This window comes from Teichococcus aerofrigidensis (assembly GCF_054073225.1).
The window spans coordinates 101,031-124,515 of record NZ_JBSXMU010000002.1 but is presented as its reverse complement, the minus strand read 5'-3'; the positions used below and the strand labels follow the sequence as shown (position 1 = coordinate 124,515).

Annotated in this window: 19 protein-coding genes and 2 tRNA genes; 8 read left to right on the top strand and 13 right to left on the bottom strand. The window is 70.3% G+C overall.

Features of this window, described 5'->3' with window-relative positions:
• Position 1: 1 nt before the first annotated feature.
• From ACVMLK_RS01390 to ACVMLK_RS01380, 3 genes are read right to left on the bottom strand one after another with little or no spacing between them, the layout of a single operon-like run.
• A complete protein-coding gene (locus ACVMLK_RS01390; protein ID WP_198364937.1) occupies positions 2-1,213 on the bottom strand; it encodes a D-alanyl-D-alanine carboxypeptidase family protein in 1,212 nt (403 codons plus the stop codon).
• A gap of 23 nt (positions 1,214-1,236) precedes the next feature.
• Positions 1,237-2,142, bottom strand: coding sequence for an RlpA-like double-psi beta-barrel domain-containing protein (locus tag ACVMLK_RS01385; protein WP_457485392.1), 906 nt, complete (start codon positions 2,140-2,142; stop codon positions 1,237-1,239).
• A complete protein-coding gene (locus ACVMLK_RS01380) occupies positions 2,139-3,110 on the bottom strand; it encodes a lytic murein transglycosylase (protein WP_198364935.1) in 972 nt (323 codons plus the stop codon). The genes ACVMLK_RS01385 and ACVMLK_RS01380 overlap by 4 nt, the downstream gene beginning before the upstream one ends.
• Positions 3,111-3,326: 216 nt before the next feature.
• Between ACVMLK_RS01380 and ACVMLK_RS01375 the strand changes: the two genes are divergently transcribed.
• A tRNA-Ser gene (locus ACVMLK_RS01375) sits at positions 3,327-3,416 on the top strand.
• Positions 3,417-3,518: 102 nt separating this feature from the next.
• Here ACVMLK_RS01375 and ACVMLK_RS01370 read toward each other — a convergent pair.
• Positions 3,519-4,091 carry a metal-dependent hydrolase gene (locus tag ACVMLK_RS01370; protein WP_457485417.1) on the bottom strand — a complete coding sequence of 191 codons (573 nt, stop codon included), beginning with the start codon at positions 4,089-4,091 and terminating at the stop codon, positions 3,519-3,521.
• A gap of 180 nt (positions 4,092-4,271) precedes the next feature.
• On the opposite strand from ACVMLK_RS01370, the gene ACVMLK_RS01365 reads away from it, so the two are divergent.
• Positions 4,272-4,958, top strand: a complete 687-nt coding sequence (locus ACVMLK_RS01365) for a DsbA family oxidoreductase (RefSeq protein WP_198364933.1) — start codon at positions 4,272-4,274, stop codon at positions 4,956-4,958.
• A gap of 12 nt (positions 4,959-4,970) precedes the next feature.
• Here the strand turns inward: ACVMLK_RS01365 and mfd are convergent, their stop codons facing one another.
• Together mfd and ACVMLK_RS01355 are read right to left on the bottom strand one after the other, a co-directional pair.
• Positions 4,971-8,432, bottom strand: coding sequence for a transcription-repair coupling factor (gene mfd / locus ACVMLK_RS01360; RefSeq protein WP_232476826.1), 3,462 nt, complete (start codon positions 8,430-8,432; stop codon positions 4,971-4,973).
• Positions 8,429-8,743: a succinate dehydrogenase assembly factor 2 gene (locus tag ACVMLK_RS01355; protein ID WP_198364931.1), complete on the bottom strand. Its 315-nt coding sequence runs from the start codon at positions 8,741-8,743 to the stop codon at positions 8,429-8,431. The genes mfd and ACVMLK_RS01355 overlap by 4 nt, the downstream gene beginning before the upstream one ends.
• 34 nt (positions 8,744-8,777) lie before the next feature.
• On the opposite strand from ACVMLK_RS01355, the gene ACVMLK_RS01350 reads away from it, so the two are divergent.
• From ACVMLK_RS01350 to ACVMLK_RS01325, 6 genes are all read left to right on the top strand, one after another.
• Entirely contained in the window at positions 8,778-10,859 is a 2,082-nt protein-coding gene (locus ACVMLK_RS01350; protein ID WP_457485391.1) for an ATP-dependent DNA helicase RecG, read from the top strand.
• 96 nt (positions 10,860-10,955) lie between these two features.
• Positions 10,956-11,684, top strand: coding sequence for an ABC transporter ATP-binding protein (locus ACVMLK_RS01345; RefSeq protein WP_198364929.1), 729 nt, complete (start codon positions 10,956-10,958; stop codon positions 11,682-11,684).
• Positions 11,684-12,415, top strand: a complete 732-nt coding sequence (locus ACVMLK_RS01340) for an ABC transporter permease (protein WP_457485390.1) — start codon at positions 11,684-11,686, stop codon at positions 12,413-12,415. Before ACVMLK_RS01345 ends, ACVMLK_RS01340 begins: the two co-directional genes overlap by 1 nt.
• 3 nt (positions 12,416-12,418) lie before the next feature.
• Positions 12,419-14,368 (top strand): GldG family protein, encoded by a 1,950-nt coding sequence (locus ACVMLK_RS01335; protein WP_457485389.1) that lies wholly within the window; start codon positions 12,419-12,421, stop codon positions 14,366-14,368.
• A gap of 11 nt (positions 14,369-14,379) precedes the next feature.
• The gene (locus ACVMLK_RS01330; protein ID WP_422924127.1) at positions 14,380-15,414 is read left to right on the top strand and encodes a DUF4340 domain-containing protein; all 1,035 of its coding nucleotides are present in this window, start codon (positions 14,380-14,382) and stop codon (positions 15,412-15,414) included.
• A complete protein-coding gene (locus ACVMLK_RS01325) occupies positions 15,411-15,884 on the top strand; it encodes an NUDIX hydrolase (protein ID WP_457485388.1) in 474 nt (157 codons plus the stop codon). The genes ACVMLK_RS01330 and ACVMLK_RS01325 overlap by 4 nt, the downstream gene beginning before the upstream one ends.
• On the opposite strand, the gene msrP is transcribed toward ACVMLK_RS01325, so the two are convergent.
• The 7 genes from msrP to gyrA form a co-directional block, all read right to left on the bottom strand.
• Positions 15,848-16,786: a protein-methionine-sulfoxide reductase catalytic subunit MsrP gene (msrP, locus tag ACVMLK_RS01320; protein ID WP_457485387.1), complete on the bottom strand. Its 939-nt coding sequence runs from the start codon at positions 16,784-16,786 to the stop codon at positions 15,848-15,850. The two genes, ACVMLK_RS01325 and msrP, sit on opposite strands and share 37 nt — an antisense overlap.
• Positions 16,787-16,845: 59 nt before the next feature.
• Positions 16,846-18,288 (bottom strand): glycosyltransferase family 39 protein, encoded by a 1,443-nt coding sequence (locus ACVMLK_RS01315; protein ID WP_457485386.1) that lies wholly within the window; start codon positions 18,286-18,288, stop codon positions 16,846-16,848.
• Positions 18,285-19,373 (bottom strand): glycosyltransferase, encoded by a 1,089-nt coding sequence (locus ACVMLK_RS01310; RefSeq protein ID WP_457485385.1) that lies wholly within the window; start codon positions 19,371-19,373, stop codon positions 18,285-18,287. The genes ACVMLK_RS01315 and ACVMLK_RS01310 overlap by 4 nt, the downstream gene beginning before the upstream one ends.
• Positions 19,374-19,423: 50 nt before the next feature.
• Positions 19,424-19,496: transfer RNA gene (locus ACVMLK_RS01305), tRNA-Lys, on the bottom strand.
• 72 nt (positions 19,497-19,568) lie between these two features.
• Entirely contained in the window at positions 19,569-20,147 is a 579-nt protein-coding gene (locus ACVMLK_RS01300; protein WP_198364921.1) for a peptidylprolyl isomerase, read from the bottom strand.
• A gap of 7 nt (positions 20,148-20,154) precedes the next feature.
• Complete coding sequence (gene coaD, locus ACVMLK_RS01295) at positions 20,155-20,679, bottom strand: pantetheine-phosphate adenylyltransferase (protein WP_457485416.1); 525 nt, start codon at positions 20,677-20,679, stop codon at positions 20,155-20,157.
• Positions 20,672-23,416, bottom strand: coding sequence for a DNA gyrase subunit A (gene gyrA, locus ACVMLK_RS01290; protein ID WP_422924825.1), 2,745 nt, complete (start codon positions 23,414-23,416; stop codon positions 20,672-20,674). Before gyrA ends, coaD begins: the two co-directional genes overlap by 8 nt.
• Positions 23,417-23,485: the final 69 nt, after the last annotated feature.

Below are 23,485 nucleotides of genomic sequence, written 5' to 3'. Positions count from 1 at the left end.
CTCAGCCTGAGATCAGGCGGCCGAGAACCGCCGGAATCCGCTGCACCAGGCCGAGCTTCGCGACATCCGCCCCGGCATAGAGCGGCAGGACCATAGGCGGTACGCCCTGGCCGGAGACTTCCAACTGGCCAGCCTCCTGCCCCTTGGCCACCGGAGCCTGCAGAGGACTGTCATACCGCAGCTTCACCGTCAGGCTGCGCCGCCATTGCCGCGGCAGCGTCAGCACCAGATCCTTGCCGCCGACCAGGGGGATTGTCGGCCTGTCACCGAGATAGACGGGCGCCTCCTCCACCGTATCGGCGGCGCGGAACAGCACGACGTTCTCGAACTCGCGGAAGCCCCATTCCATCAGCCGCTCGGACTCCTCTGCCCGCGCGCGCATCGAGTTCAGGCCGTTGACCACCAGGATCAGTCGCCGGTCGCCCCGCTTGGCGGTGCCGGTCAGCCCGTAGCCCGCATCCTCCGTATGGCCGGTCTTCAGCCCGTCGGCGCCCGCGACGCGGCCCAGCAGCGGATTGCGGTTCTCCTGGTTGATGTCGTGCCAGCGGAAGGAGCGCTCGCTGTAGAAGCGGAAGGCGTCCGGGAAATCGTGGATCAGGCGGCTGGCCAGGATCGCCAGGTCGCGCGCCGTCATGCGGTGCTCGGGGTCGGGCCAGCCGGTCGCGTTGCGGAAGTGGCTGTCCTTCAGGCCGATCCGCTTGCCGTACTCGTTCAGAAGCTCGGCGAACTGCTGCTCGCTGCCGCTGATGCCCTCGGCCAGGACGATGCAGGCATCATTACCCGACTGGATGATCACACCCCGTGCCAGGTTCTCGACACTGACGGAGCTGCCGAGCTCGACGAACATCTTGGAGCCGCCCATGCGCCAGGCGCGCTCGCTGACCGGCAGCTCCTGGTCCCAGCGCAGCCGCCCCTGCTTCAGCAGGTCGAAGACGACGTACATCGTCATCAGCTTCGACATCGAGGAAGGCGGCATCAACTCATCCGCGTTCTTCTCGAGCAGCACCGCGCCGGTATCAGCGTCGATGATGAGGGCCTGCCGGGCCTGCGTATCCACCGGCCCGAGGGGCGTGGTCGCCGGGCTGGTCGGCGGCGGGGCCGGTCGCGCGGCCGGGCGGCGCTGCGCCAGGGCCTCTCCCGCACCGGTGGTGGTCAGCGCGCCGGCGGCGACAACCGCGCCGGCACCGCCCAGCAACTCGCGGCGAAGCGGCATGGCGGGGATTCTCCTCATGGGGCTCAGTCGATCAGGATGCGGGCTTCGGACAGGCCGGACCGGAGCACGGCCTCGAGCGCTGTATCCGCCTGCGCGACGGATGCATAGGGGCCAAGGCGGACACGGTATTCGGGCCGGCGGGACGGGCCATGGCTCTCGACCCGGGCGCCGATCCGCGCCGCCTGCCGCTGGGCGTCGGCCCGATTGAAGAAGGTGCCCGCCTGGATGACCATCCGGCCGGGACGGGGCGGCAGCGTGGCAACCTCCTCCGGCAGCCGGAGCGGCGGCGGCGCGGGAGCCGCCACCTCCTCCGCCGCGCGGCGGCCCGGCGGAGACGCGGCCGGGCCGGCCTGGCTCCAGGTGCCTGGCAGCGGTGCCAGCGCCTCGCCTTCCAGCGCCCCGCGGGGCGCCGTGGCGACAGCCAGAACGGTGGAGACATCCTGCGGCGACGTGGCGGACAGGGCGCGCGACAGCCCCGGCTCGACCGCCAGGGCGATCTGTGCCCCGCCCGCCGCCGGAATGCGCAGCAGATCCGCGGCGCGGCGGGACAGCTCCAGCACCCGCCCCGGATGCTCCGGCCCCCGGTCATTCACCCGCACCAGGAGGCTGAGCCCATTCTCGAGATTGGTCGCCCGCAGGATGGCGGGCAGCTGCAGGGTCCGGTGCGCCGCCGTCAGGAGGGCCGGATCATGGACCTCGCCATTGGCGGTTCGCCGCCCGGCACGCGGGTCGGCCACGACACTCGCCAGGCCGGTCTCCTGCAGGCCGAAATCCTCCTTCGGATAGGACCAGACGCCGCCCATCTGGTAGGCCCCGCCGATCAGATAGCGGCCGCCTGCCGCCGGACCCGATGGCGCGGGAGGCCGATGGCAGGCCGTGACCAGCACCGGCAGCGCCAGGCTCATGCCGAGGACGGCGCGGCGCCTCATGCCACGAGATCGGACAACAGCCCGACGGCGAGGGCGTAGTAGTCGGAGGGATTGTATCGACGAATCACGTTGAAGTTCTGGTAGACCGCGAAGGCCTGCCCGCCCGCCCCGCCGGGCAGCAGGATGGAGGTGGCCATGTCCAGCGGCGGCAGGGGCGTGCCGTCGCTGGCCCGGACCCCGGCCTGCACCCAGTCGCGCAGCGGGCGGCGCGTGCCGCGGCCGGCCTGCCCGCGATCGAAGCCCGAGGGCAGCAGGACCTCACGCCCCCAGCGCTCGTCCCCGCGCCAGCCATTGCGGCCGAGATAATTGGCGATGGAGGCCAGGGCATCGGCCCGGTTGTCCCAGATGTCGCGCCGGCCATCGCCATCGAAGTCCACGGCGAGACGCTCGAAGCTCGAGGGCATGAACTGCGGGTGCCCCATGGCGCCCGCGTAGCTGCCCCGCATCCGCTCCGGTGTGACATCCCCCGCCTGCAGGATCCGCAGGGCCGCCATCAGCTCGCCACGGAAGAAATCGTGACGCCGCCCGTCCCAGGCCAGCGTGGCCAGGGCCTCGATCACGTTGAAGGTGCCGGTGAAGCCGCCATAGTTCGTCTCCAGGCCCCAGACGGCGACGACCACGCGGGGAGACACCTGGTAGCGTTGCCAGATGGCATCCAGAAGCGCCTGGTTGTCCTGGAAGGCCTGCCGGCCACGCTCGATGCGCTGGGCGGAAAGCCGGCTGTCCCGGTACTGCTCCCAGGTCAGCGTGAACTCGGGCTGGCGCCGGTCAAGCTCAAGCACCTTCTCGTTCGGCCGTATCCCCGTCAGGGCCCTTTGCAGCACGGATTGCGAGATCCCCGCACGCCGGGCATCCGACGCGACCTCGGCCATGAAGGCCTCGAAGCTGGAGGTGGCGGCCTGCGCACCGGTTGCGGCAAGCGCAGGGAGGGCGGCGACTCGGGAGAGGAGGAAACGACGACTGACCATGCGCGAGAGGTGCCATGAGGGCCCGCCGGACTGCAACCGCTGGCGTCATGCGCTGCGGCTCCTGTTACTTAAGGGCGAAAGAGAGTTGACCAAATTCATTGCGATTTCGCATCAAATCGTGTCGGAAGCGGCTCCCTGTGGCCGCATCCCACTTCCCTTAAGGCAGCGAGAGCGCTAACGGCGCGTGCGGGACGATGCGACATCGCGTCCGCAGACGGATGGGTGGCCGAGTGGTTTAAGGCAGCGGTCTTGAAAACCGCCGTAGGGGTAACTCTACCGTGGGTTCGAATCCCACCCCATCCGCCAGACGCCGCCCCCTAGCCCTCCACGATGCCGATGAGACCCCTCAGGGCGATAATCCATGGTCATCCGTTCGGCGCTGGTCCCATCCCCCGCCTTTCCGGCCGGTCAGGGCGCTCGCAGGAGGGCGCCGCCAAGGGTTGCCAGGCGCTGCGTGCCGTCGGCCAGGACGGAGGCCGCCTCCGCGCAGAAGGACGGCAGGACGGCGCCGGCGAGATGGCAGATCCCGCCGGCGGCCCAGTCCGCGCGGATCGTGCTCCGTTCAGCCAAGCCGCCCCAGGACCATGACAGGATCACAGCCACGATCAGCGGCTCGAAGGGCGAACCGGTCCGGCACAGCGGCAAGGCATAGGTGCCCTTGAAAGGCCAGGCGAGGCGGAGGCCACCGGGCGTCAACAGGTCTGCCGCCAGATGAGAGACATAGCCGACCGCCAAGGGCGCCGCGACGACGAAAGGCACGTCATGGCGCAGCAGCACGGCAAGACAGGCGAGGAGCGCCAGCAGCGAATGAGTCATTCCCCGGTGGCCGAAGATCGCGGCACAGGGACGGGAGATGAACCACAATCGCCGGCCCACCCAGGATTTCGGATGGTCGATATCCGGCGCCAGCGCCCCCACCACGGCCAGGCCGAGCAGGGCCGGATCCAGGGCCGGCAGACCCAGCCTGGGCGCCGCCAGCATCCAGGCGGCTGCACCCAGAGCGACATGCGAGCCCGCCATCATGACAGCCGGACAACCCCTTGACGATGCAAACTCAAACTAGGAGTCAGGAATCAAGGGTACAAGCCTGATTCCAAGGGATTCTGTGGCTCAGACCTGCCTCAGGGGTGCTTTGGCGGCCTGAGGGTCTATATTGGCGGGGTGAATCTCGTATCCTCCAATCGCGGCCACCTCGATATCGAGGTCGTCTATGATCTCGTCTGCCCCTGGTGCTTCCTGGGCGCCAGGCGGCTGCGACGCATGCTGGCCCGGCGCGCCGATATCCTGACGACGGTGCGCTGGCGTCCGTTCCTGCTGAATCCGGAGCTGGGTGCCGGGGCGGGCCATCGGCACGAGCAGGCCGCCCGCCGCTTCGGCAGCGAGGAGCGCATGCGCCGGCTGCACGCCACCATGACGGAGCTGGGCCGGCCGGAAGGCATCGATTTCCGTTTCGAACGCATCCGCCGCGTCCCCTCCTCCGTCGACGCGCACCGCCTGGTCCGCCTGGCGGGGCAGCACGGCATTGCCGATGCGCTGGTGGATGGGCTGTTCACGGCGCATTTCAGCGAGGGCGCCGACATCGGTGACCACGAGGTCCTGGCCCGACTGGGTGAGCGCTACGGGCTCGACCAGCGCACCGTCCTGCGGTTTCTCGCGACCGGCCTGGAGGTGGAGGCGGTCCATGCGGAGAACCTCCGGGCCCATCGCCTCGGCATCAATGGGGTCCCTTGCTTCGTGATTTCCGGAGGCGGCGGCATCGGGTCGAGCCACGCCATCGCCGGCGCCCAGGAGCCGGAAGTCCTGGGGCGCCTGCTGGACGTGGCCCTGGCCGAAGCGATGGAGTTCTGAGGCAAGCCGGTGTCAGGCGGCGCGCCCCTGCGCCGCGACGCCGGCCAGCGCGGCCAGCATGTCCTTCGCGGTACGGACGCGCGTCTTCAGGTCCATTTCCCGCACCATGGCCAGCTTGTGGTCCGGCCGCAGCTTCACCAGCCCCTTCTGGGCTGTCACCCAGTTCACCAGCCCGCCCGGATTGGCGAAACGGTTCTGGCGGAAGGTCAGGACAATGCCCTTCGGCCCGGCATCAAGCTTCTCGACACCCGCCTGCCGGCAGAGGTGCTTGATGGAGACGACCTGAAGCAGGTTCTCGACCTCCGCCGGAAGCGGGCCGAAGCGATCGGCGAGCTCGGCCGCCATGGCCTCGACCTCGGCCTCGCCCGCCAGGGCACCGATGCGCCGGTAGAGACCGAGACGCACCGGCAGGTCGGCCACGTAGCTCTCGGGGATGAGGACCGGCAGGCCGAGATTGATCTGCGGCGTCCACTCGCGATCCTCCTCATCCCGGCGCCCCTGCCCCGCCTTGATGGTCGCCACCGCCTCCTCCAGCATCTGCTGGTAGAGTTCGATGCCGACCTCGCGGATATGACCCGACTGCTCGTCGCCGAGCAGATTGCCGGCACCGCGGATATCAAGGTCATGGCTGGCCAGCGTGAAACCGGCGCCGAGATTGTCCAGCGTCTGCATCACTGCCAAGCGCTTCTCCGCCGAGCCCGAAAGGCGCTGCGCCGCCGGCCAGGTCAGATAGGCATAGCCACGCAGCTTGCCCCGGCCCACCCGGCCGCGAAGCTGGTAAAGCTGCGCCAGACCGAACATGTCGGCGCGATAGATGATGAGAGTATTGACCGCGGGCATGTCGAGCCCGCTCTCGACGATGTTGGTCGCCAGCAGGATGTCATACTTGCCGTCGCCGAACTCGGTCATGACGCGTTCGAGCTCGGTCGGGGTCAGCCTCCCATGCGCCTGCACCGTGCGCGCCTCCGGCACGATCTCGGCCAAGCGGGCGGCCATTCTCGGCAGGTCCTCCAGGCGTGGCACCACGCAGAAGATCTGCCCGCCACGGAAGCGCTCGCGCTGGATCGCCTCGCGGATGACGACCGAATCGAAGGGCATGATGAAGGTGCGCACCGCCAGGCGGTCGACCGGCGGCGTGGCGATGACGCTCATCTCCCGCACCCCCGTGAGCGCCAGCTGCAGCGTCCGCGGAATCGGCGTCGCCGTCAGCGTCAGGACATGGACATCGGCCCGCAGCGCCTTGAGCCTCTCCTTGTGCGCCACGCCGAAATGCTGCTCCTCATCGACGATGACGAGGCCGAGGTCGGCGAAGTCGATGCCCTTGGCCAGCAGGGCATGCGTGCCGACCACGATGTTGATGGAGCCGTCGGCGAGCCCGGCCTTGACCGCCGCCGCCTCCTTCGCCGTGACCATGCGGGAGAGCTGGGCGACCTTGATCGGCAATCCCGCGAAGCGGGCGGTGAAGGTGCGGAAATGCTGGCGCGAGAGAAGAGTGGTCGGCACCACCACGGCCACCTGCGCGCCGGTCATGGCGACGACGAAGGCGGCCCGGAGGGCGATTTCCGTCTTGCCGAAGCCGACATCGCCGCAGATCAGGCGGTCCATGGGCCGGCCGGCCGACAGATCCTCCAGCACATCGGCGATGGCGCGCTGCTGATCCTCGGTTTCGGCGAAGGGGAAGCGCGCGCAGAACTCGTCCCAGGCCCCTTCGGGCGGGGTGGCCAGATGGGCTTCCTTGACCTTGCGCTCCGCCGCGACCCGGATCAGCTGGCCCGCCATGTCGGCGATCCGCTGCTTGGCCTTGGCCTTGCGGTTCTGCCAGGAGGTGCCGCCCAGCTTGTCCAGCGTCGCCCCGGCGGTGTCGCTGCCGAAGCGCGACAGCAGCTCGATGTTCTCGACCGGCAGGAACAGCCTGTCGCCGCCGTCATAGACCAGGCGGAGGCAGTCATGCGGGGCGCCCGAGACCTCGATGGTCGCCAGGCCGTCATAGCGGCCGATGCCATGCTCCTGGTGCACGACCAGGTCGCCCTCGGCGATCTCGGTGGCATCGGCGATGAACTGGTCCGCCCGCTTGCGGCGCCGCGGCGGCCGGGCGATGCGCTCGCCGAGAAGATCCTGCTCGCCGGTGACGGCGATGGCGCCGCCCTTGCCGCCTTCCGGGCCCGGCCCGACGAAGCCGCGCTCCAGGCCATAGACGACGAGGCCGATCATGCCGGCCGGCAGGCGCCGGGCCGCAGCCCAGTCCTCCACCGGCTGCGCGGTCACGCCATTCTCGCGCAGCAGGTTGCCCAGCCGGTCCCGCGAGCCCCGGGTCCAGGCGGCGACGAGCGGGCGGTGGCCGCTCCGCGCCAGGCTCTCGGCCTGCTCGCGGAAGGCGGTGAAGACATTCTGCCCCGAGGCCCGCGCCTCCGCGTAGAGGCGCCCTGGCCGCCCTCCGGCCTCGATACCCTCCGCCCCCTCGGGCCGGGGGAAAGGGCTGAAGGAGAGCAGCGGGCCGCCCGACAGCATGGCATCCCAGTCGGCGCGGCTGAGGTAGAGCCGGCCCGGCGGCACCGGCCGATAAGGCACCTCCCCCTCGCGGGACGGGCCGCGCCGCGCCTGATAGTGATCCTCGATCATCTCGAGCCGGGCCTCGAGCGCGTCCCCGGCCTGGTGGTCCAGGCTGACGGAGGCGCCGGGCATGTAGTCGAGCAGCGTCGCCATGCTCTCATGGAACAGCGCCGCCCAGTGCTCCATGCCGGGGTGGCGCCGGCCGGCGGAGATCGAGACGTAGAGGGGGTCCTCGCCAGAGGCCGGGCCGAAGAGGTCCCGGTAGCCGGTCCGGAAGCGCGCGATCGAGGCCTCGTCGAGGAAGACCTCGCCAACCGGCCGCAGCCAGAGCTCCTGCAGGACCGCGCCGCTTCGCTGCGTCTCGGTGGAGAAATGGCGCAGGCTCTCGATCTCGTCGCCGAAGAGGTCCAGGCGAACCGGCTCCGCTTCACCGGCCGGATAGAGATCGACGATGCCACCGCGCACGGCGTACTCGCCCGGCTCCATCACGGTCGCCACCCGGCCATAGCCATTGGCCTCCAGGAAGCCGGCCAGCCGCTCGGGCGCGATGCGGCCGCCACGGCGCAGCAGCAGCGTCGCGTCCGCGAAGACCGCGGGCGGCGGAATGCGCTGCACCAGGGCATTCACGGTGGTCAGCACGAGCCTGGGCCGCTGCCCGGTTTCCAGCAGCCGGGTCAGCGTCGCGACGCGCTCGGCCACGAGTTCGGCATGCGGCGAGACCCGGTCATAGGGCAGGCAATCCCAGGCCGGTAGGCGCAGCACCTCGATCTCCGGCGCGAAGAAGCCGAGCCCCTCCTGCATCCGGGCCATGCGCGCATCGTCCCGGCAGACATGCAGCACCGGTCCGGAAAACTCCCGCCTGCGGCGGGACAGCAGAAGGGCGTCGAAACCCTCGGGAGCGCCGTAGACGGTCAATGCGGTCATGCGCGGCGCGCGGCCTCCGGCACGCCGGCGCCGGTGCGGGAGCATTCCTCCCGCATCCGCGCCATCATCGGCGTCATGACCTCCGGAGGGATGGGCCGGCGGCCACTGAGCCAATCGGCCAGGTCGACATCGAGATGGTCGAGCACCGCCTCCAGCTCGTCCAGCTCCGGGTCGGTGAAGACGGCGATATGGCGCGCCACGAAGCCGCCGACCATCAGGTCGGTCTCCTTCGTGCCGCGATGGTGAGCCCGGAACAGCAGGCGGCGGCGGCGGGGGGTCAGCTCGGGGGTGGTGTTTTCGGTCAGGGACATGTCGGCGCCTTATCAGGCTGGCATATAGAGGCTGATGGGAATCATGTCAGCCCAAGAGGCCGAACTGTATCCGGCGGCGCCGCTCCTGGCGCCGCTGTCCAGCCTGCCCTTGCCGGAGGAGAAACGGAAGCGCCTGGCCCAGGCCGTCGAGGGCGACAGGCTGATCGACCTGCTCTTCCACATGCCGGAACGCTACCAGGACCGCCGGGCGAGCCTGCCGCAGGAAGGCGAGGTCGCCACGCTGGAGGTCCGGGTGCTCAGCGTCCAGCCGCCCCGCAGCCCGACGCAGCCCTGGTCGGTCTGCTGCGAGTCGCCGGCCGGCCTTCTCGACCTGATCTATTTCGGCCGGCGCTCCTGGCTCGGCGCCTGGCTCGGCCGCACCTATCCGGAGGGCGCGGTCCGTCGCGTGTCCGGGCGGATGAAGCGCTTCCGAGACCGCTGGCAGATGGAGGCCCCCGACTTCGTCTCTCCGCCCGACGACATTCCCGAGATCCAGCCCATCTGGCCGCTGGTGCGCGGCCTCGGTCAGCGGGATGTCGGGCGCGCCATGGCGGAGGCGTGCGGGGCCCTGCCCGACCTGCCCGAATGGCAGGATCGCAACCTCCTGGCACGGCGCCGCTGGCCTGCCTTCGGCGGGGCCCTGCGCGCCCTGCAGATGCCGGACGAGTCGCCTCCCGAGGCACCGCGCGAGCGGCTGGCCTATGACGAGCTGCTGGCCGGACAACTCGCCGTCGGCCTGGTGCGCCGTACCGTCCTGCACCGCCCGGGGCGTGCCCTGATCGGCAGCGGCCTGCTCCGGGAGGCCGCCCTGAAGGCCTTCGGCTTCCCGCCCACCGCCGCGCAGGAGCGGGCCCTGGCGGAGATCGATGCCGACCTGGCGGCGCCGCGGCGCATGCTCCGCCTGCTGCAGGGCGATGTCGGCGCCGGCAAGACGCTGGTTGCCGTGCTGGCCATGCTGCGTGCCGTCGAGGGCGGCGCCCAGGCGGCGCTGATGGCGCCCACCGAGCTGCTGGCCCGGCAGCATCTGAGGACGCTGGAGAAGCTGGCGGGCGCGGCGCGGGTGCCCTGCGCGCTGCTCGCCGGCTCGGTCAAGGGCAAGGCGCGGCGGCAGGTGCTCGGAGGGCTGGCCCGGGGTGATCTCCCCCTGGTCGTGGGCACCCACGCGCTGATCGAGGAGGGGGTGGCCTTTCATGACCTCGGCCTTGTGGTTGTGGACGAGCAGCATCGCTTCGGCGTGGAGCAGCGCCTGGCCCTGGCCGAGAAGGGCACGACCGATGTCCTGGTCATGACCGCGACCCCGATCCCCCGCACGCTGCTGCTGACGCAATGGGGAGACATGGCGGTCAGCCGGCTCGAGGGCCGGCCCGCCGGACGGCAGCCCATCGTGACGCGGATCATCAGCCGCGAGCGGCGCGCGGAGCTGACGGCGCGGCTGCGCGCCGCCTTCGCCGCCGGGCACCGGGCCTACTGGGTGGTGCGGGCGGTGGAGGAAGGCGAGAGACACGATAACGCCGCCGCGGAGACCACCTTCGCCGAGCTGGCCGCCCTGTTCGGCGACAAGGTCCGCCTGGCCCACGGCGCCCAGAAGCTGGAGGTCCGCGAGGCCGCCCTGCAGGACTTCGCCTCCGGCCGCGCGCAGCTCCTGGTTGCCACGACGGTGGTCGAGGTCGGTGTGGACGTGCCGGACGCCACCATCATGATCATCGAACAAGCCGAGCGTTTCGGCCTCGCCGCCCTTCACCAGTTGCGTGGCCGCGTGGGCCGCGGTCCGGCGCAGTCCTTCTGCCTGCTGCTCCCCTCCGCCGAGCTGAACGAATCCGAGCAGCGCCGGCTGGCCGTGCTCCGGGACACGCAGGACGGTTTCGTCATCGCCGACGCCGATCTCGACCACCGCGGCGGCGGCGATGCGCTCGGCCTTCGCCAGGCTGGCCGCCTGGGCCGCCGCATCGCCGATCCGCAGCGCCACGGCGGCATGATCCGCATGGCCCATCAGGACGCCGCGCTGCTGCTGGAGAAGGACCCGGAGCTGCGGGCCACGCCGCGCGGGCGCGCGGCCCGGATGCTGCTGGCCCTGTTCGGCCATGACCTCACCCTCGCTCCGCTCGCCGCGGGCTGAGTCCGCCGCGACAATCCGATACAGCGCCGGGGCTTGCAAACCCTCCTGCCACGATTAAACCGGACCGGCATCCGGTCCTGCAGGGGGTATGCGCGGTTGTCCGCACTCATCGAGATCGACCGTCTGACCAAGCGCTTCGGTACCTTCACCGCCGTGGACAACGTGTCCTTCCAGGTCGCCCGTGGCGAGGTGCTGGGCTTCCTCGGACCGAACGGCGCCGGCAAATCGACCACCATGAAGATGCTCGCCGGCTTCGTGACGCCGAGCGCGGGGGCGGCGCGGATCTGCGGCGAGGATGTCGTCGCCCGGCCTGTCGAAGCCAAGCGGCAACTCGGTTATCTTCCTGAGGGCGCGCCCACCTATCCCGAGATGACGGTGCAGTCCTTCCTGGGCTTCGTCGCGCGCATCCGCGGCTACCGCGGCGGCGAGGAACGCGAGCGCGTGGCCCATGCCATGCGGCTGACCACGCTGGAGGGCGTGCGACTGCAGCCCATCGAGACCCTGTCCAAGGGCTTCAAGCGCCGCGTCGGCCTGGCCCAGGCGCTGCTGCACGATCCGCCGGTGCTGGTGCTGGACGAGCCTACCGATGGCCTCGACCCCAACCAGAAGCATGAGGTGCGCCGCCTGATCGGACAGATGGCGCCGAGCAAGGCCATCATCATCTCGACCCATATCCTCGAGGAGGTCTCGGCGATCTGCACGCGCGCCATCATCATCGCGCGCGGGCGCCTGCTGGCGGATGCGACGCCCGCGGAGCTGGCCCGGCGCGGCCCCTCGCTGGATGCCGTCTTCCGCGAGCTGACCCTGTCGCAGGAGGCGCCGTGATGGCGGGCGCGCTGACCATCGCCCGGCGGGAGCTGGCCGGCTACTTCGCCACCCCCGTCGCCTATGTCTTCATCGTCATCTTCCTCGTGATGTCCGGCACGTTGACCTTCACCCTCGGCAACTTCTTCGACCGCGGAACGGCGGATCTGCAGCCCTTCTTCGGCTTCGTGCCCTGGCTGTTCCTCTTCCTGGTGCCGGCCCTCACCATGCGGCTCTGGGCCGAGGAGCGCCGCCTCGGCACCATCGAGCTCCTGCTGACGCTGCCCGTCACGCAGTGGCAGGCCGTGCTGGGCAAGTTCCTGGCGGCATGGCTGTTCTGCGGCATCGCGCTGGCGCTGACTTTCCCGCTGGTGCTGACGGTCAATTATCTCGGGCGGCCCGACAATGGCGTCATCGCCACCGGCTACATCGGCTGCCTTCTCGTGGCCGGGGCCTATCTCTCCATCGGTGCCGCCATCTCCGCGCTGACCAAGAACCAGGTCGTCGCCTTCGTGCTGGCCGTCGCGGTCTGCTTCCTGTTCGCCGCCTCGGGCAGCCCGGTCGTCACGGATTTCCTGTCGCGCCGCATCCCCGTCATGGCGGAGATCGCGCGCGGCATCTCCGTCACCGAACGCCTCGGCGACCTCTCGCGCGGCATCGTCGCCCTGCGCGACCTGGTCTTCTTCGGCACCTTCATCGGCTTCTGGCTCTTCGCCAACACCCTGGCCGTCGATCACCGGAAGGCCGACTGAACGATGCCCCGGACCTCCCCTTCCCCCGCCGCCCCGCCCCTCGCTTCCGGCCGGCTGCTCTATTCCCTGGCCGGGTTGGCGGCGGCCCTGGTGCTGGCCGTGTCGGTGAATCTGCTGGCCGCGCGGCTGCTTCCTCATGCCCGGCTCGATCTGACCCAGCAGCATCTCTACACGCTCTCGGACGGAACCCGGCAGGTGCTGTCCGGCCTGCGGGATCCCATCACGCTGCGGCTGTTCTATTCGCGGCAGCTCGGCGGCGCCGCGCCGGTCTTCGGCGCCTATGCCGACAGGGTGCGCGAGATGCTGCAGGAATATGCCAGCGCATCGGACGGCAGGCTGCGGCTGGAGTTCCTGGACCCCGAGCCCTTCAGCGAGACGGAGGACCGCGCCCTCTCCTACGGCATCCAGGGCGTGCCGATCGACCAGACGGGAGAGCAGGTCTATTTCGGCATCGCCGGAACCAACCTGATCGACGACGAACGCGTGCTGCCGTTCCTGCAGCCCGAACGCGAGCGGTTCCTGGAATACGATCTGACGCGGCTGATCCACGAACTGTCCAACCCCCGGCGGCCGGTGGTGGGACTGCTTTCGGCACTGCCCCTGAATGGCGACCCCCGCGCGCTGATGATGCGCGTGCCGGGCGCCGGCCAGCCCTTCGTCATCGCCAACCAGCTCCGGCAGTTCTTCTCCCTGCGCGAGATCGCGCCCGAGACGCAGCGGATCGATCCCGATGTCGAGGTGCTGATCGTCGCGCAGCCGCAGAACCTGCCGGAGGCGATGCTCTACGCCATCGATCAGTTCGTCATGCGCGGCGGCAAGCTCTTCGCGATGACCGATCCGCACAGCGAGAGCCAGGCCTCGCGTCCCGGCCCGAACGGGCAGCCGGTGCGGGACACGGCATCGGGCCTGGACCGCCTGCTGAATGCCTGGGGCATCGAGACGCCGCGCGACAAGGTGGTGCTCGACCAGCGCGGTGCCTGGCGCGTCCGGGCCAATCCGCAGGATCGCGTGCAGGCGGTGGACTACCTGGCCTGGTTCAACGCCACCGGCGATTCGCTGACGCGGAGCGATGTGGCCACGGCCGATCTGCAGCAGGTCACCTTCGCCTCGGCCGGCGAGGTGCGGCACAGGCCGGACGCCCCGATCGAGTTCACGCCGCTGATCACCAGCAGCGACCGCGCGATGCTGGTGGACGTGGCCCGTGTGCGCGAAAGCCCCGACCCTGCCCGGCTGCTGGCCGAGTTCCGCCCCGACGGCCAGCGACACGTTCTGCTGGCCCGCGCCCGTGGCATGCTGCGCAGCGCCTTCCCGGATGGCCCGCCCGCCTTGCCGGAAGGTGTGGCGCGCGAGGAGGGCCTGCCGGCCCATCTGGAGAAGAGCGAGGGACCGGCCAATCTCGTCGTCGCCAACGACTCCGATTTGCTGGAGGACCGTTTCTGGGTCCAGGTCCAGGATTTCCTCGGGCAGCAGACAGCGACCCCCTTCAGTGACAACGGCGCCCTGGTGGCCAATCTGACCGACACCCTGGCCGGCGGCGACGCCCTGATCGGCCTGCGCTCCCGGGGCGAATCGCTGCGCCCCTTCGGTGTGGTGGAGGAGATCCGCCGCGATGCTGAGGCCAGATACCGGCAGACCGAACAGGACCTGACCCGCAAGCTGGAGGCCACGGAGCGCCGCCTGCGCGAGCTGCGTCAGGGCACCGGCGCGGCTGGCGGCCAGGCCCAGGCGGTCATCACGCCCGAGCAGAGGGCGGAAATCGACCAGGCCAGGGCGGAGATCGTCGCGACGCGCGGCCAGCTCCGCGGCGTTCAGCTCGAGCTGCGCCGTGACATCGAACGGCTGGAGACCACCCTGCGCGTCCTCAACATCGCCCTGGTGCCGATCCTGCTGACGCTCTTCGCGATTGGCCTCGCCCTGGCCCGGGGCCGCCGTCGCAGCGCCGCGCGGGGCTGAGGGAGCACGCCATGCAACGCCGATCCCTCCTGCTCCTGAGTGGCGCCGCCGCGCTTTCGGCCGGCGCGGTCGTCCTGCTCGGCTCCGGCGGCCCGCCGCCTCCGGAGACCGGGTCCGCGCCCCTGATGTTCCGTGACCTCGCCACGCGGCTGGCCGCGGCGGCGCGCATCGAGGTCGAGCGGCATGACGGCCGACTGAGCGTGATCCGCCAGGGCGAGGCCTGGGTCCTGCCGGAGAAGGCCGGTTATCCCGCCCGCCCTGAGAAGGTGCGGGAAGTCCTGGTCGGCCTGACCGAGCTGCGCCTGACCGAGCCGCGCACCAGCGATCCGGCCATGTTCGAGCGGCTGGGCTTGCGGGATCCGTCCAGGGAGGGTTCGACCGCGTCCCTGCTGCGGGTGCTGGACGAGACGGGCGCGGTCATCGCCGAGCTGGTGGTCGGCCGACGGCGCGTGCGGACACAGGGGAATGTCCCCGAAAGCGTCTATGTCCGCCGCCCGGATGAGGATCAGGCCTGGCTGGCCGAAGGCCGCCTGCCGCTCGACGCCGACCCCCAGCTCTGGATCGATCGCGACCTCGCCAGTCTCCCGCGCGAGCGCATGCTGCGCGCCGAGGTATCACGCGCGGGCACGGCGCCCGTGGTCCTGGCACGGAGCGAGGGGCCGGATGGGCGCCTCGTCCTTGTCGCCCCGCCCGACGCGCCGCCGACGGAGCAGAGCAGCCTGGACAATGTGGCCGGCGCCTTCGAGTTCCTGACGCTGACGGATGTGCGGCGCGAGGCGGAGATTCCCGGATCGGAAGCGGGGGAAGCCCGCTTCACGCTGACGGATGGACTGGCGATCCAGGTCCGCCTGAACCAGGAGGGGGAAGCCGTGTGGTTGCGCCTGGCGGCCTCCGGCGGCGGCGAGGCGGCGGCCCTGAATGCCCGCTGGCGTGGCTGGGCCTATCAGGTCGGTGCCTGGAAGGCCAAGGCCTTCCTGCCCCGGCTGGAGGATCTGCGCCGCGAGGAGCCCGCCCGCCAGGAGCCCGCCCGGGCGCCGGCGCCGTGAGCAGCCGGGAATATCCCGACCGGCCCTGGATCGGGGTCGGGGTCATCGCCTTCCGCGGCGAGGAGGTGCTGCTGGTGCGGCGGAGCAAGCCGCCCCGCCAGGGAGAGTGGTCGATCCCCGGCGGCGCGCAGCATCTGGGCGAGACGGCGGAGGAGGCCGGGAGGCGGGAGCTTCTGGAGGAAGCCGGCATCACGGTGGGCCCCCTGGTCCTGGCCGTGGTGGTCGATGCCCTGGCCCGGGATGATCTGGACCGCACCCGCTTCCACTACACCATCATCGACTTCGCCGGGCGCTGGATGGATGGCCAGGTCGTTCCCGGGGATGACGTCAGCGAGGCCTGCTGGTTCTCCCCCGCCGAGCTGGCCGGGCTGGGGCTCTGGTCGGAGGCCCTCCGCGCCATCGAGGAGGGCCGCCGCCGGCTGGCGGAGACCGATCAGAGGAAAAGCTTCTCTCCGTCCAGCCCACGATAGAGATCGGCGACGAACTCGCCATAGCCATTGTAGATCCGCGTCGGCACCCGCTCGTTGCTGCCCAGCAGGCGCTCCGTCGCCTGGCTCCAGCGAGGGTGCGACACCTCGGGATTCACATTCGCCCAGAAGCCGTATTCGCTGGGCTGCAGCTTCTCCCAGAAGCTGACCGGCCGCGTGTCGGTGAAGCGGATCCGGGCCAGCGCCTTGCCGCTCTTGAAGCCGTACTTCCAGGGAAACAGCACCCGGATCGGCCCGCCATTCTGCGGCGGCACCGGCTTGCCGTAGAGGCCAACGGCGAGGAAGCAGAGCTCGTTCATGGCCTCGGCCATGGTGCAGCCCTCGGTATAGGGCCAGGGATACCAGCTCTGCCGCAGCCCCGGCATGACGGCGGTGTCGCGCACCGTCTCGAACACGACGAACCTGGCGGCAGCGGTCGGGGCGGCGAGGCGCACCAGATCGGCCATGGGAAAGCCGGTCCAGGGAACGGTCATGGCCCAGGCTTCCACGCAGCGGTGACGCAGGACCCGCTCCTCCAGGGAGACGCGCTTCAGCAGATCGTCGAGGTCCAGTTCCTGGGGCTTCTCCACCAGACCTTCCAGCCGGATGGTCCAGGGCCGCTGCGGCAGACGGCCGGCCGCCGAGCTCACGTTCTTTCCGGAGCCGAATTCATAGTAGTTGTTGTAGCTGGTGGCCTCACGCTCCGGCGTCAGGGCCCGGCCGGGCGTGAAACGCTCATTGCGGGCCACCGGGGCACCCCCTTGGGACCTCGCCGCCGCGGGCAGGCCGAGGCCGGCGATGAGGCCCGCCGCGAGGCCCAGGCCCCGACGGCGGCCCAGCACCCAGTTCTCCGGCGTCACCGCCGTTTCGGGCAGTTCCCAGCCACGTGCTCTATGGATCATCATCTCGGGCATCCTCCCTGGGTTGGATGCATGTGGGTGGCCCGCCTTGAAGGACCAGGGCCTCAGCGGCGTTGAGGAAGCACCACCATGTCCGGCCCCGGACCGGCGGGCACCACGACCCGGTAGAGCCGGTAGCCTTCCGCCGGGATACCTTTCCGGCTGCGAACGACCTCGCCCACGGCCTCGGCACCGGGCCAGAGCGGGAGGCCGTCGCGCCGCAGGCTGCGCAGGAGAAGGCCCTGCTCCCCCGGAACCGGCGCCGGCAGATCGAAAAGATCCCAGCGGTCCCCCACGGCGATCACCGGCACGCCGGAAAGGTGCAGGGCAAGCTCGCTGGCCAGCCCATACTCCTCAGCGGCGAGGAAGGCGGCGCCTGCTCCGCGCCGCGCCCTCTCGGCCTCCTCCGCCAACTCCGCCCAGCCGGCGAGCCGTGCCAGTGTCGGGTCGCTGCGGCGCGGAAGCGGCAAAGGAGCGAAGGCCGCCTGCACCAGCACCAGGACGGTCAGGCCCAGGCCGAGCGCCACGGCCGGGCGGCGCCAACGGAGCCATCGCGGGCCCAGACAGGCCGCGGCCGCCAGGCAGGCGGTCGGGTAGAGGATGGCGGGCCAGTTGCCCTGGACCCGGCTGCCCGTCGCCTGCCAGACGAAAAGCGCCGCCGCCGGCAAGGTCAGCGCCGCCAGCAGCCCCGCATTCGCGTCCCGGCGACGATACCAGGCCGAGCAGGCCGCCGCCGTGCCGGCGATGCAGAGCAGGAAGACAATCGGCGTTGCCAACCCCGCCTGCCCGCCGATCAGCTCCCCCAGGTAGCGCCAGGAGGACCCCGTGCCGGCGCTTCCCGCCCGGCCGCCCTGCTTGGCGAAGCTGGCCCAGCCATGCGAGGCGTTCCAGAGGATCACGGGCGTGAAGACGAGGAGGGCCAGGGCGCCGCCGGCCCAGAGCTGCCAGCGGCCGAACCAGGACCGCATCCCCGGCTCGACGAGAAGCCAGATCAGCACGCCGGCGCCCAGCAGCACCGCCGTGTACTTGGACAGCAGCGCGCAGCCGGCGAGAAGGCCGAAGACCAGCCACCACCGCCCCTCCCCGCTTGCCCGCAGCTTCGCCAGGGCCCAGATCGCGGCGCACCAGAACACCAGCAAGGGGGTGTCCGGCGTCATCAGCACGGAGCCGGCGCCGAAGAGCAGCGTCGCGTTGAGCAACGCCGCGCCCCAGGGGCCGACCTGGCGGCCGGGGAACAGCAGGTCGCCCGCCCGCGCCAGCAGAACCGAGGCCACCGCCACGCCCAGAGGGCCGAGCAGGCGAAGGCCGAGGGGCGTGTCGCCAGCCAGCAGGCTGCCCAGGGCGGTCCAGAGCGCGACCATGGGTGGATGGTCGTAGTAGCCAGGCGCCAGGGCGCGCCCCCAGACCCAGTAATAGGCCTCGTCCGGGGCCGGCGGCAGGAGGGCGGCGGCGAGAAGGCGCAGCAGTGTCAGCCCCAGGAGGGCGATGAGCCAGGAGCGCCGGCTCATCGGGCACGCCAGACCAGCGTGGCCGATACCGCGTAGTTCCACACCAGCGTCAGCAGCGCGCCCGCCGCGCCCGCCACGCCCCAGTTGGCCAGCTCATCGCGCAACAGCAGGCTGGCGACGCCGACATTGGCCGCCACGCCAATGCCGCAGACGACATAGAACAGCAGCAGGCCGCGCCAGAGGGCCTTCCTGCGCAGGCGGGCGTCGCTGAAGGTGATCCGGTTGTTGAGCCAGAAATTGACGGTCATGGCGACGAAGCTGGCCAGCCACTGCGCCCCGGCGAAGGGCAGGACATGGAGGGCCTGCGACAGGACCGTCAGATGGACCACGAGCCCGATCCCTCCCACCAGAGCGAAGGAGAGGAATCGGAGGGGCAGGAAGCCGCCCGTCGCCTTGTCCAGCAGCAGGGTGAGGAACTCGATCAGGACCGTGGCATCGAGCTTCGACTCGCCGGCCAGGCGGGGGCGGAACACATAAGGCAGCTCGACGACGCGCAGCTTCCGCCGCGCGGAGAGCAGGATGTCCAGCAGGATCTTGAAGCCGCGGTTCGTCAGCCGGGGCGCCATGTCCTCGATCAGGTCGCGGCGCAGCATGAAGAAGCCGCTCATCGGATCGGCCACCGGCACGGGAAGGATGATCTGCGCCAGGGCCTTTCCCCCATCGCTGATCCGGCTCCGCAGGGCCGAGAAGCCCTCGGTCGCGGCACCGCCCCCCACATGGCGGCTGCCCACGGCGATATCCGCCTCGCCCCGCCGCAGGGTCTCCAGCATCCTGGGCAACAGGCTCTCGTCGTGCTGCAGATCGCCATCGATGACGGCCACGTACTCGGCCGATGAGGACAGCATGCCCTCGACACAGGCCGAGGCGAGCCCGCGCCGCCCGACGCGGCGGATGCAGCGGATGCGCGGATCGCCGTCCGCGATCTGCCGCGCGATGCGCCAAGAGCCATCGGGGCTGTTGTCGTCCACGAAGATGGCCTCCCAGGCGATGCCCTGAAGGCTTGCCTCCAGGCGTGCCACCATGGGGCCGATATTCTCGGCCTCGTTGTAGCAGGGAACAACGACGGAGAGGGTCGGGGAAGACATCGTCGCGCTGCTTAGCGCCCCTGGGGCGGGCTTGCCAGCGCCGGTGGGAATGTGCCCGCAGGGACTCGAACCCTGGACCCCAAGATTAAAAGTCTCGTGCTCTACCGGCTGAGCTACGGGCACAGGCTGGGCCGAGGCGGAAGATGACGGCCTCGGCTCCAGTGTCAAGTCGTAGGTGTCAGGCCGACACCACGCTCAGGCCGGAACGTCGGCGGCGATCTGCGCCTTCACCAGACGGTCGGGTTCGCGGACCATGCCGCTCTGCCCGGCGCCGCGCTTGATCTTGTCCACGAACTCCATGCCGGAGACGACCTGGCCCCAGATGGTGTACTGGCCGTCCAGGCTGGGCGCCGGCGCGAACATGATGAAGTACTGGCTGTTGGCGGAGTTCGGATTGGCGGTGCGCGCCATGCCGCAGACGCCGCGCAGGAAACGGGCCTTGGCCGGCGGGCTGAACTCGGCCGGCAGGTCGGGCAACTGGCTGCCGCCCGTGCCGGTGCCGGTCGGGTCGCCGCCCTGGGCCATGAAGCCTTCGATCACGCGGTGGAAGGGCGTGCCGTCATAGAAGCCCTGGCGGACCAGGGTCTTGATGCGATCGACATGCTGCGGCGCGAGATCGGGGCGCAGCTTGATGGCGACGCGGCCGTCCTTCAGGTCGAAATAGAGGGTGTTCTCGCGGTCGTCGCCCTGGGCGGCGGCGGCTTCGTTCGTGGCTTCGGTCATGGTGATCCCCGTGACGGCTATGGTGCTGGCGAGCAGGGTGCGGCGTCGCATCCGTGTGTCACTCCCCGGTGGTCGGCTGCCGGACCCTCTCAAGGGTGCGGTCGCACGTCAGGCGCGGCACGAAGGTGCTGATATCGCCCCCGAGCCGCGCGATCTCCTTCACGAAACGCGAGGAGATGAAATGGTTGCCCTCGCTGGCCATGAGGAAGAGCAGCTCGATCTCGGGATCGAGCCGGCGGTTCATCCCGGCCATCTGGAACTCGTAGTCGAAGTCGGTCACGGCGCGCAGCCCGCGGACGATCACCTGCGCGCCCACTTCCCGCGCGAAACCGACGAGCAGGCTCTCGAACGGCACCACCTCGATGACGGTGCCCGTGCGCGCCGCGATCGGGCGCGTCTCGGCCTCTACCAGCGCGACCCGCTCCTCCAGCGGAAAGAGAGGCCCCTTGCCGGCATTCATGGCCACACCGATCACCAGGCGGTCGAGGATCCGGGCGGCGCGATGGATGATGTCGAGATGCCCGTTGGTGACGGGGTCGAAGGTGCCCGGATAGACGCCGGTGCGCAGGCCGCGCTCAGACATCCTCATCTCCCATCCCCGCGCCGTCGGCGGTCGCGTCGGGCCCCGGCTCATCGACGCCCTGCTCCTCCACAACGGTGAAGCAGGAGGAAACACGCTCGCCCTCGTCGAGCCGCAGCAGCGTCACGCCCATGGCCTGCCGGCCCGTCACGCGCACCTGATCCACCGGCATGCGGATCAGCCGGCCGCTGTCGGTGATCAGCATCACGTCGTCGCCGCCCCGCACCGGGAAGGTGGCGACCACTTCCCGCCCGGTGCGTGGCGTCAGGTTGATATTGGCGATGCCCTGCCCGCCCCGCCCCGTGACGCGGTACTCGTAGGCGGAGCTGCGCTTGCCGAAACCGCCGTCGGTGACGGTGAGCAGCAGCTCCTCCGCCTCTTCCAGCTCGGCCATGCGCTCGACCGAGAGCGACACCTCGGCCCGCGCCGCCTCCGCATTCTCCTCGGCCAGCGCGGCTTCCGACTCCGCCGCCGCCTCGGCGCTCTCCTCGCCACTGCGCCGCTTCTGCGCCGCCTGCTTCAGATAGGCGCTGCGCTCCTCGACGTCAGCATCGACATGGCGCAGCACGGACAGCGCGATGACCGCGTCACCCTTGCCCAGGCGGATGCCCCGCACGCCGGTCGAATCGCGGCCGGCGAAAACGCGCAACGTGTCGACATCGGCGACGAAGCGGATGGCCCGCCCGCCCCGCGTCGCCAGCAGCACGTCATCGCCCTCGCGGCAGGTGGACACACCGATCAGGCCGTCGCCCTCGTCCAGCTTCATCGCGATCAGCCCAGAGGAGCGGACATTCCTGAAGTCGGAGAGCCGGTTCCGGCGGACATTGCCCTGCGCCGTGGCGAAGACGAGATGCAGGCTCTCCCACAGGCTCTCATCCTGCGGCAGCGGCAGCACCGCCGTCACCAGCTCTTCCTCCTGCAACTGCAGAAGTTGCCGCAGGGACCGGCCCCGCGCCGTCGGCCCCGCCTCGGGCAGCTTCCACACCTTCTCGCGGAAGGCGATGCCCCGGCTGGTGAAGAACAGCACCCACTGATGCGTGTGCGCGTTGAAGGAGCGGACCACCACATCATCCTGCCGCATGCTGGCGCCGCTGCGGCCGCGGCCGCCGCGATTCTGCGCGCGGAACGTCTCGAGCGGCGTGCGCTTCACATAGCCGTCCCGCGTCAGGGTGACGACCATGAGGCCCGGCTCCACCAGGCTCTCGTCATCCTGGTCAGCGATGCCGTCGACGATCTCGGACAGGCGCGAGGAGGCGATCTGCGCGCGAACCGCGGCCAGTTCCTCGGCCATCAGCTCCAGACGCCGCGGGCGGGAGGACAGGATCTCCAGCAGCTCGCGGATGCGGCCGGCCACCTCGTCCAGCTCGGCATTGATCTTGTCGCGCTCGAGCCCGGTCAGCCGTTGCAGGCGCAGCTCCAGAATGCCGCGCGCCTGCGCCTCGGTCAGACGAACCGTGTCATTGACGACGACATTGCCGGAATCATCGACCAGGGCCAGCAGCGGCCCCACATCCGCGACCGGCCAGTCCCGGTCCATCAGCGCGGCGCGGGCCGTGGTGGCATCCGGGCTGTTGCGGATCAGCCGGATGACCTCGTCGATGTTCGCCACGGCGATGGCGAGGCCGACCAGCTGATGGCCCCGGTCGCGCGCCTTGCCGAGGCGGTAGCGCGACCGGCGCAGGATGACATCCTCACGGAAGCCGATGAACGCCAGCAGGGCCTGGCGAAGGCCCATCTGCTGCGGCCTTCCCTCATGCAGCGCCAGCATGTTGACCGCGAAGGAGGTCTGCAGATTGGTGTAGCGATAGAGATGGTTCAGCACCACCTCCGGGGTCGCGTCCTTCTTCAGCTCCACGACGATGCGCAGACCCGAGCGGTCGCTCTCGTCACGCAGGTCGCTGATGCCCTCGAGCTGGCGGCTGCGCACCAGCTCGGCGATCCGCTCGATCAGCGCCGCCTTGTTCACCTGGTAGGGGATCTCGGAGATGGCGATGGCGCTGCGCCCGCCGCGCATCTCCTCGATCTCGGCGCGGGCGCGCAGGACGATGCTGCCGCGCCCCGTCTCGAAGGCCGAGCGGATGCCGGCGCGGCCGAGGATCAGGGCCCCGGTCGGAAAGTCGGGCCCCGGGATGATCTTCATCAGATCCTCCAGCGAGGTCTCCGGGTCGGCGATCAGTGCCAGCGTGGCATCGATCACCTCGGTGGGGTTGTGCGGCGGGATGTTCGTCGCCATGCCCACGGCGATGCCATTGGCGCCGTTCACCAGCAGGTTCGGAAAGGCGGCGGGGAGGACCTTCGGCTCCTCGGCGCTTTCGTCGTAGTTGGGCCCGAAATCGACGGTGTCCTCGTCGATGCCTTCCAGGAGCGCCGTGGCCGACCGCGCGAGCCGCGCCTCGGTGTAGCGCATGGCCGCCGGCGGGTCGCCGTCCATGCTGCCGAAATTGCCCTGCCCGTCGATCAGCGGCACGCGCAGCGAAAAGGTCTGCGCCATGCGGACCATGGCGTCATAGATCGCGCTGTCGCCGTGAGGGTGATATTTGCCCATCACGTCGCCCACGACGCGCGCGGACTTCTTGTAGGGCTTGTCGGCCGTGAAGCCGTTCTCGTTCATCGAGAACAGGATCCGGCGGTGCACCGGCTTCAGCCCGTCCCGCACATCCGGCAGGGCGCGGGACACGATCACGCTCATCGCATAGTCGAGGTAGGAGCGGCGCATCTCCTCCTCGAGCGTCACCGGCATCGTGCCCTCGGGCGGAATATGGCCGGACGGCCCGGTGCCGTTATCGCTGTCGCTCACGCCGTTTTCCTA

Bases quoted from the DNA above. Each gene is read 5' to 3' on its own strand.
- ACVMLK_RS01385 (WP_457485392.1), bottom strand. From the start codon at position 2,142: ATGAGGCGCCGCGCCGTCCTCGGCATGAGCCTGGCGCTGCCGGTGCTG.
- msrP (WP_457485387.1), bottom strand. From the start codon at position 16,786: ATGATGATCCATAGAGCACGTGGCTGGGAACTGCCCGAAACGGCGGTG.
- coaD (WP_457485416.1), bottom strand. From the start codon at position 20,679: ATGTCTGAGCGCGGCCTGCGCACCGGCGTCTATCCGGGCACCTTCGAC.
- gyrA (WP_422924825.1), bottom strand. From the start codon at position 23,416: ATGCCGGTGACGCTCGAGGAGGAGATGCGCCGCTCCTACCTCGACTAT.
- ACVMLK_RS01330 (WP_422924127.1), top strand. From the start codon at position 14,380: ATGCAACGCCGATCCCTCCTGCTCCTGAGTGGCGCCGCCGCGCTTTCG.
- ACVMLK_RS01340 (WP_457485390.1), top strand. From the start codon at position 11,684: ATGGCGGGCGCGCTGACCATCGCCCGGCGGGAGCTGGCCGGCTACTTC.
- ACVMLK_RS01390 (WP_198364937.1), bottom strand. From the start codon at position 1,213: ATGCCGCTTCGCCGCGAGTTGCTGGGCGGTGCCGGCGCGGTTGTCGCC.
- ACVMLK_RS01355 (WP_198364931.1), bottom strand. From the start codon at position 8,743: ATGTCCCTGACCGAAAACACCACCCCCGAGCTGACCCCCCGCCGCCGC.
- ACVMLK_RS01370 (WP_457485417.1), bottom strand. From the start codon at position 4,091: ATGCTGGCGGCGCCCAGGCTGGGTCTGCCGGCCCTGGATCCGGCCCTG.
- ACVMLK_RS01335 (WP_457485389.1), top strand. From the start codon at position 12,419: ATGCCCCGGACCTCCCCTTCCCCCGCCGCCCCGCCCCTCGCTTCCGGC.
- ACVMLK_RS01310 (WP_457485385.1), bottom strand. From the start codon at position 19,373: ATGTCTTCCCCGACCCTCTCCGTCGTTGTTCCCTGCTACAACGAGGCC.
- ACVMLK_RS01300 (WP_198364921.1), bottom strand. From the start codon at position 20,147: ATGCGACGCCGCACCCTGCTCGCCAGCACCATAGCCGTCACGGGGATC.
- ACVMLK_RS01380 (WP_198364935.1), bottom strand. From the start codon at position 3,110: ATGGTCAGTCGTCGTTTCCTCCTCTCCCGAGTCGCCGCCCTCCCTGCG.
- ACVMLK_RS01315 (WP_457485386.1), bottom strand. From the start codon at position 18,288: ATGAGCCGGCGCTCCTGGCTCATCGCCCTCCTGGGGCTGACACTGCTG.
- ACVMLK_RS01350 (WP_457485391.1), top strand. From the start codon at position 8,778: ATGGGAATCATGTCAGCCCAAGAGGCCGAACTGTATCCGGCGGCGCCG.
- mfd (WP_232476826.1), bottom strand. From the start codon at position 8,432: ATGACCGCATTGACCGTCTACGGCGCTCCCGAGGGTTTCGACGCCCTT.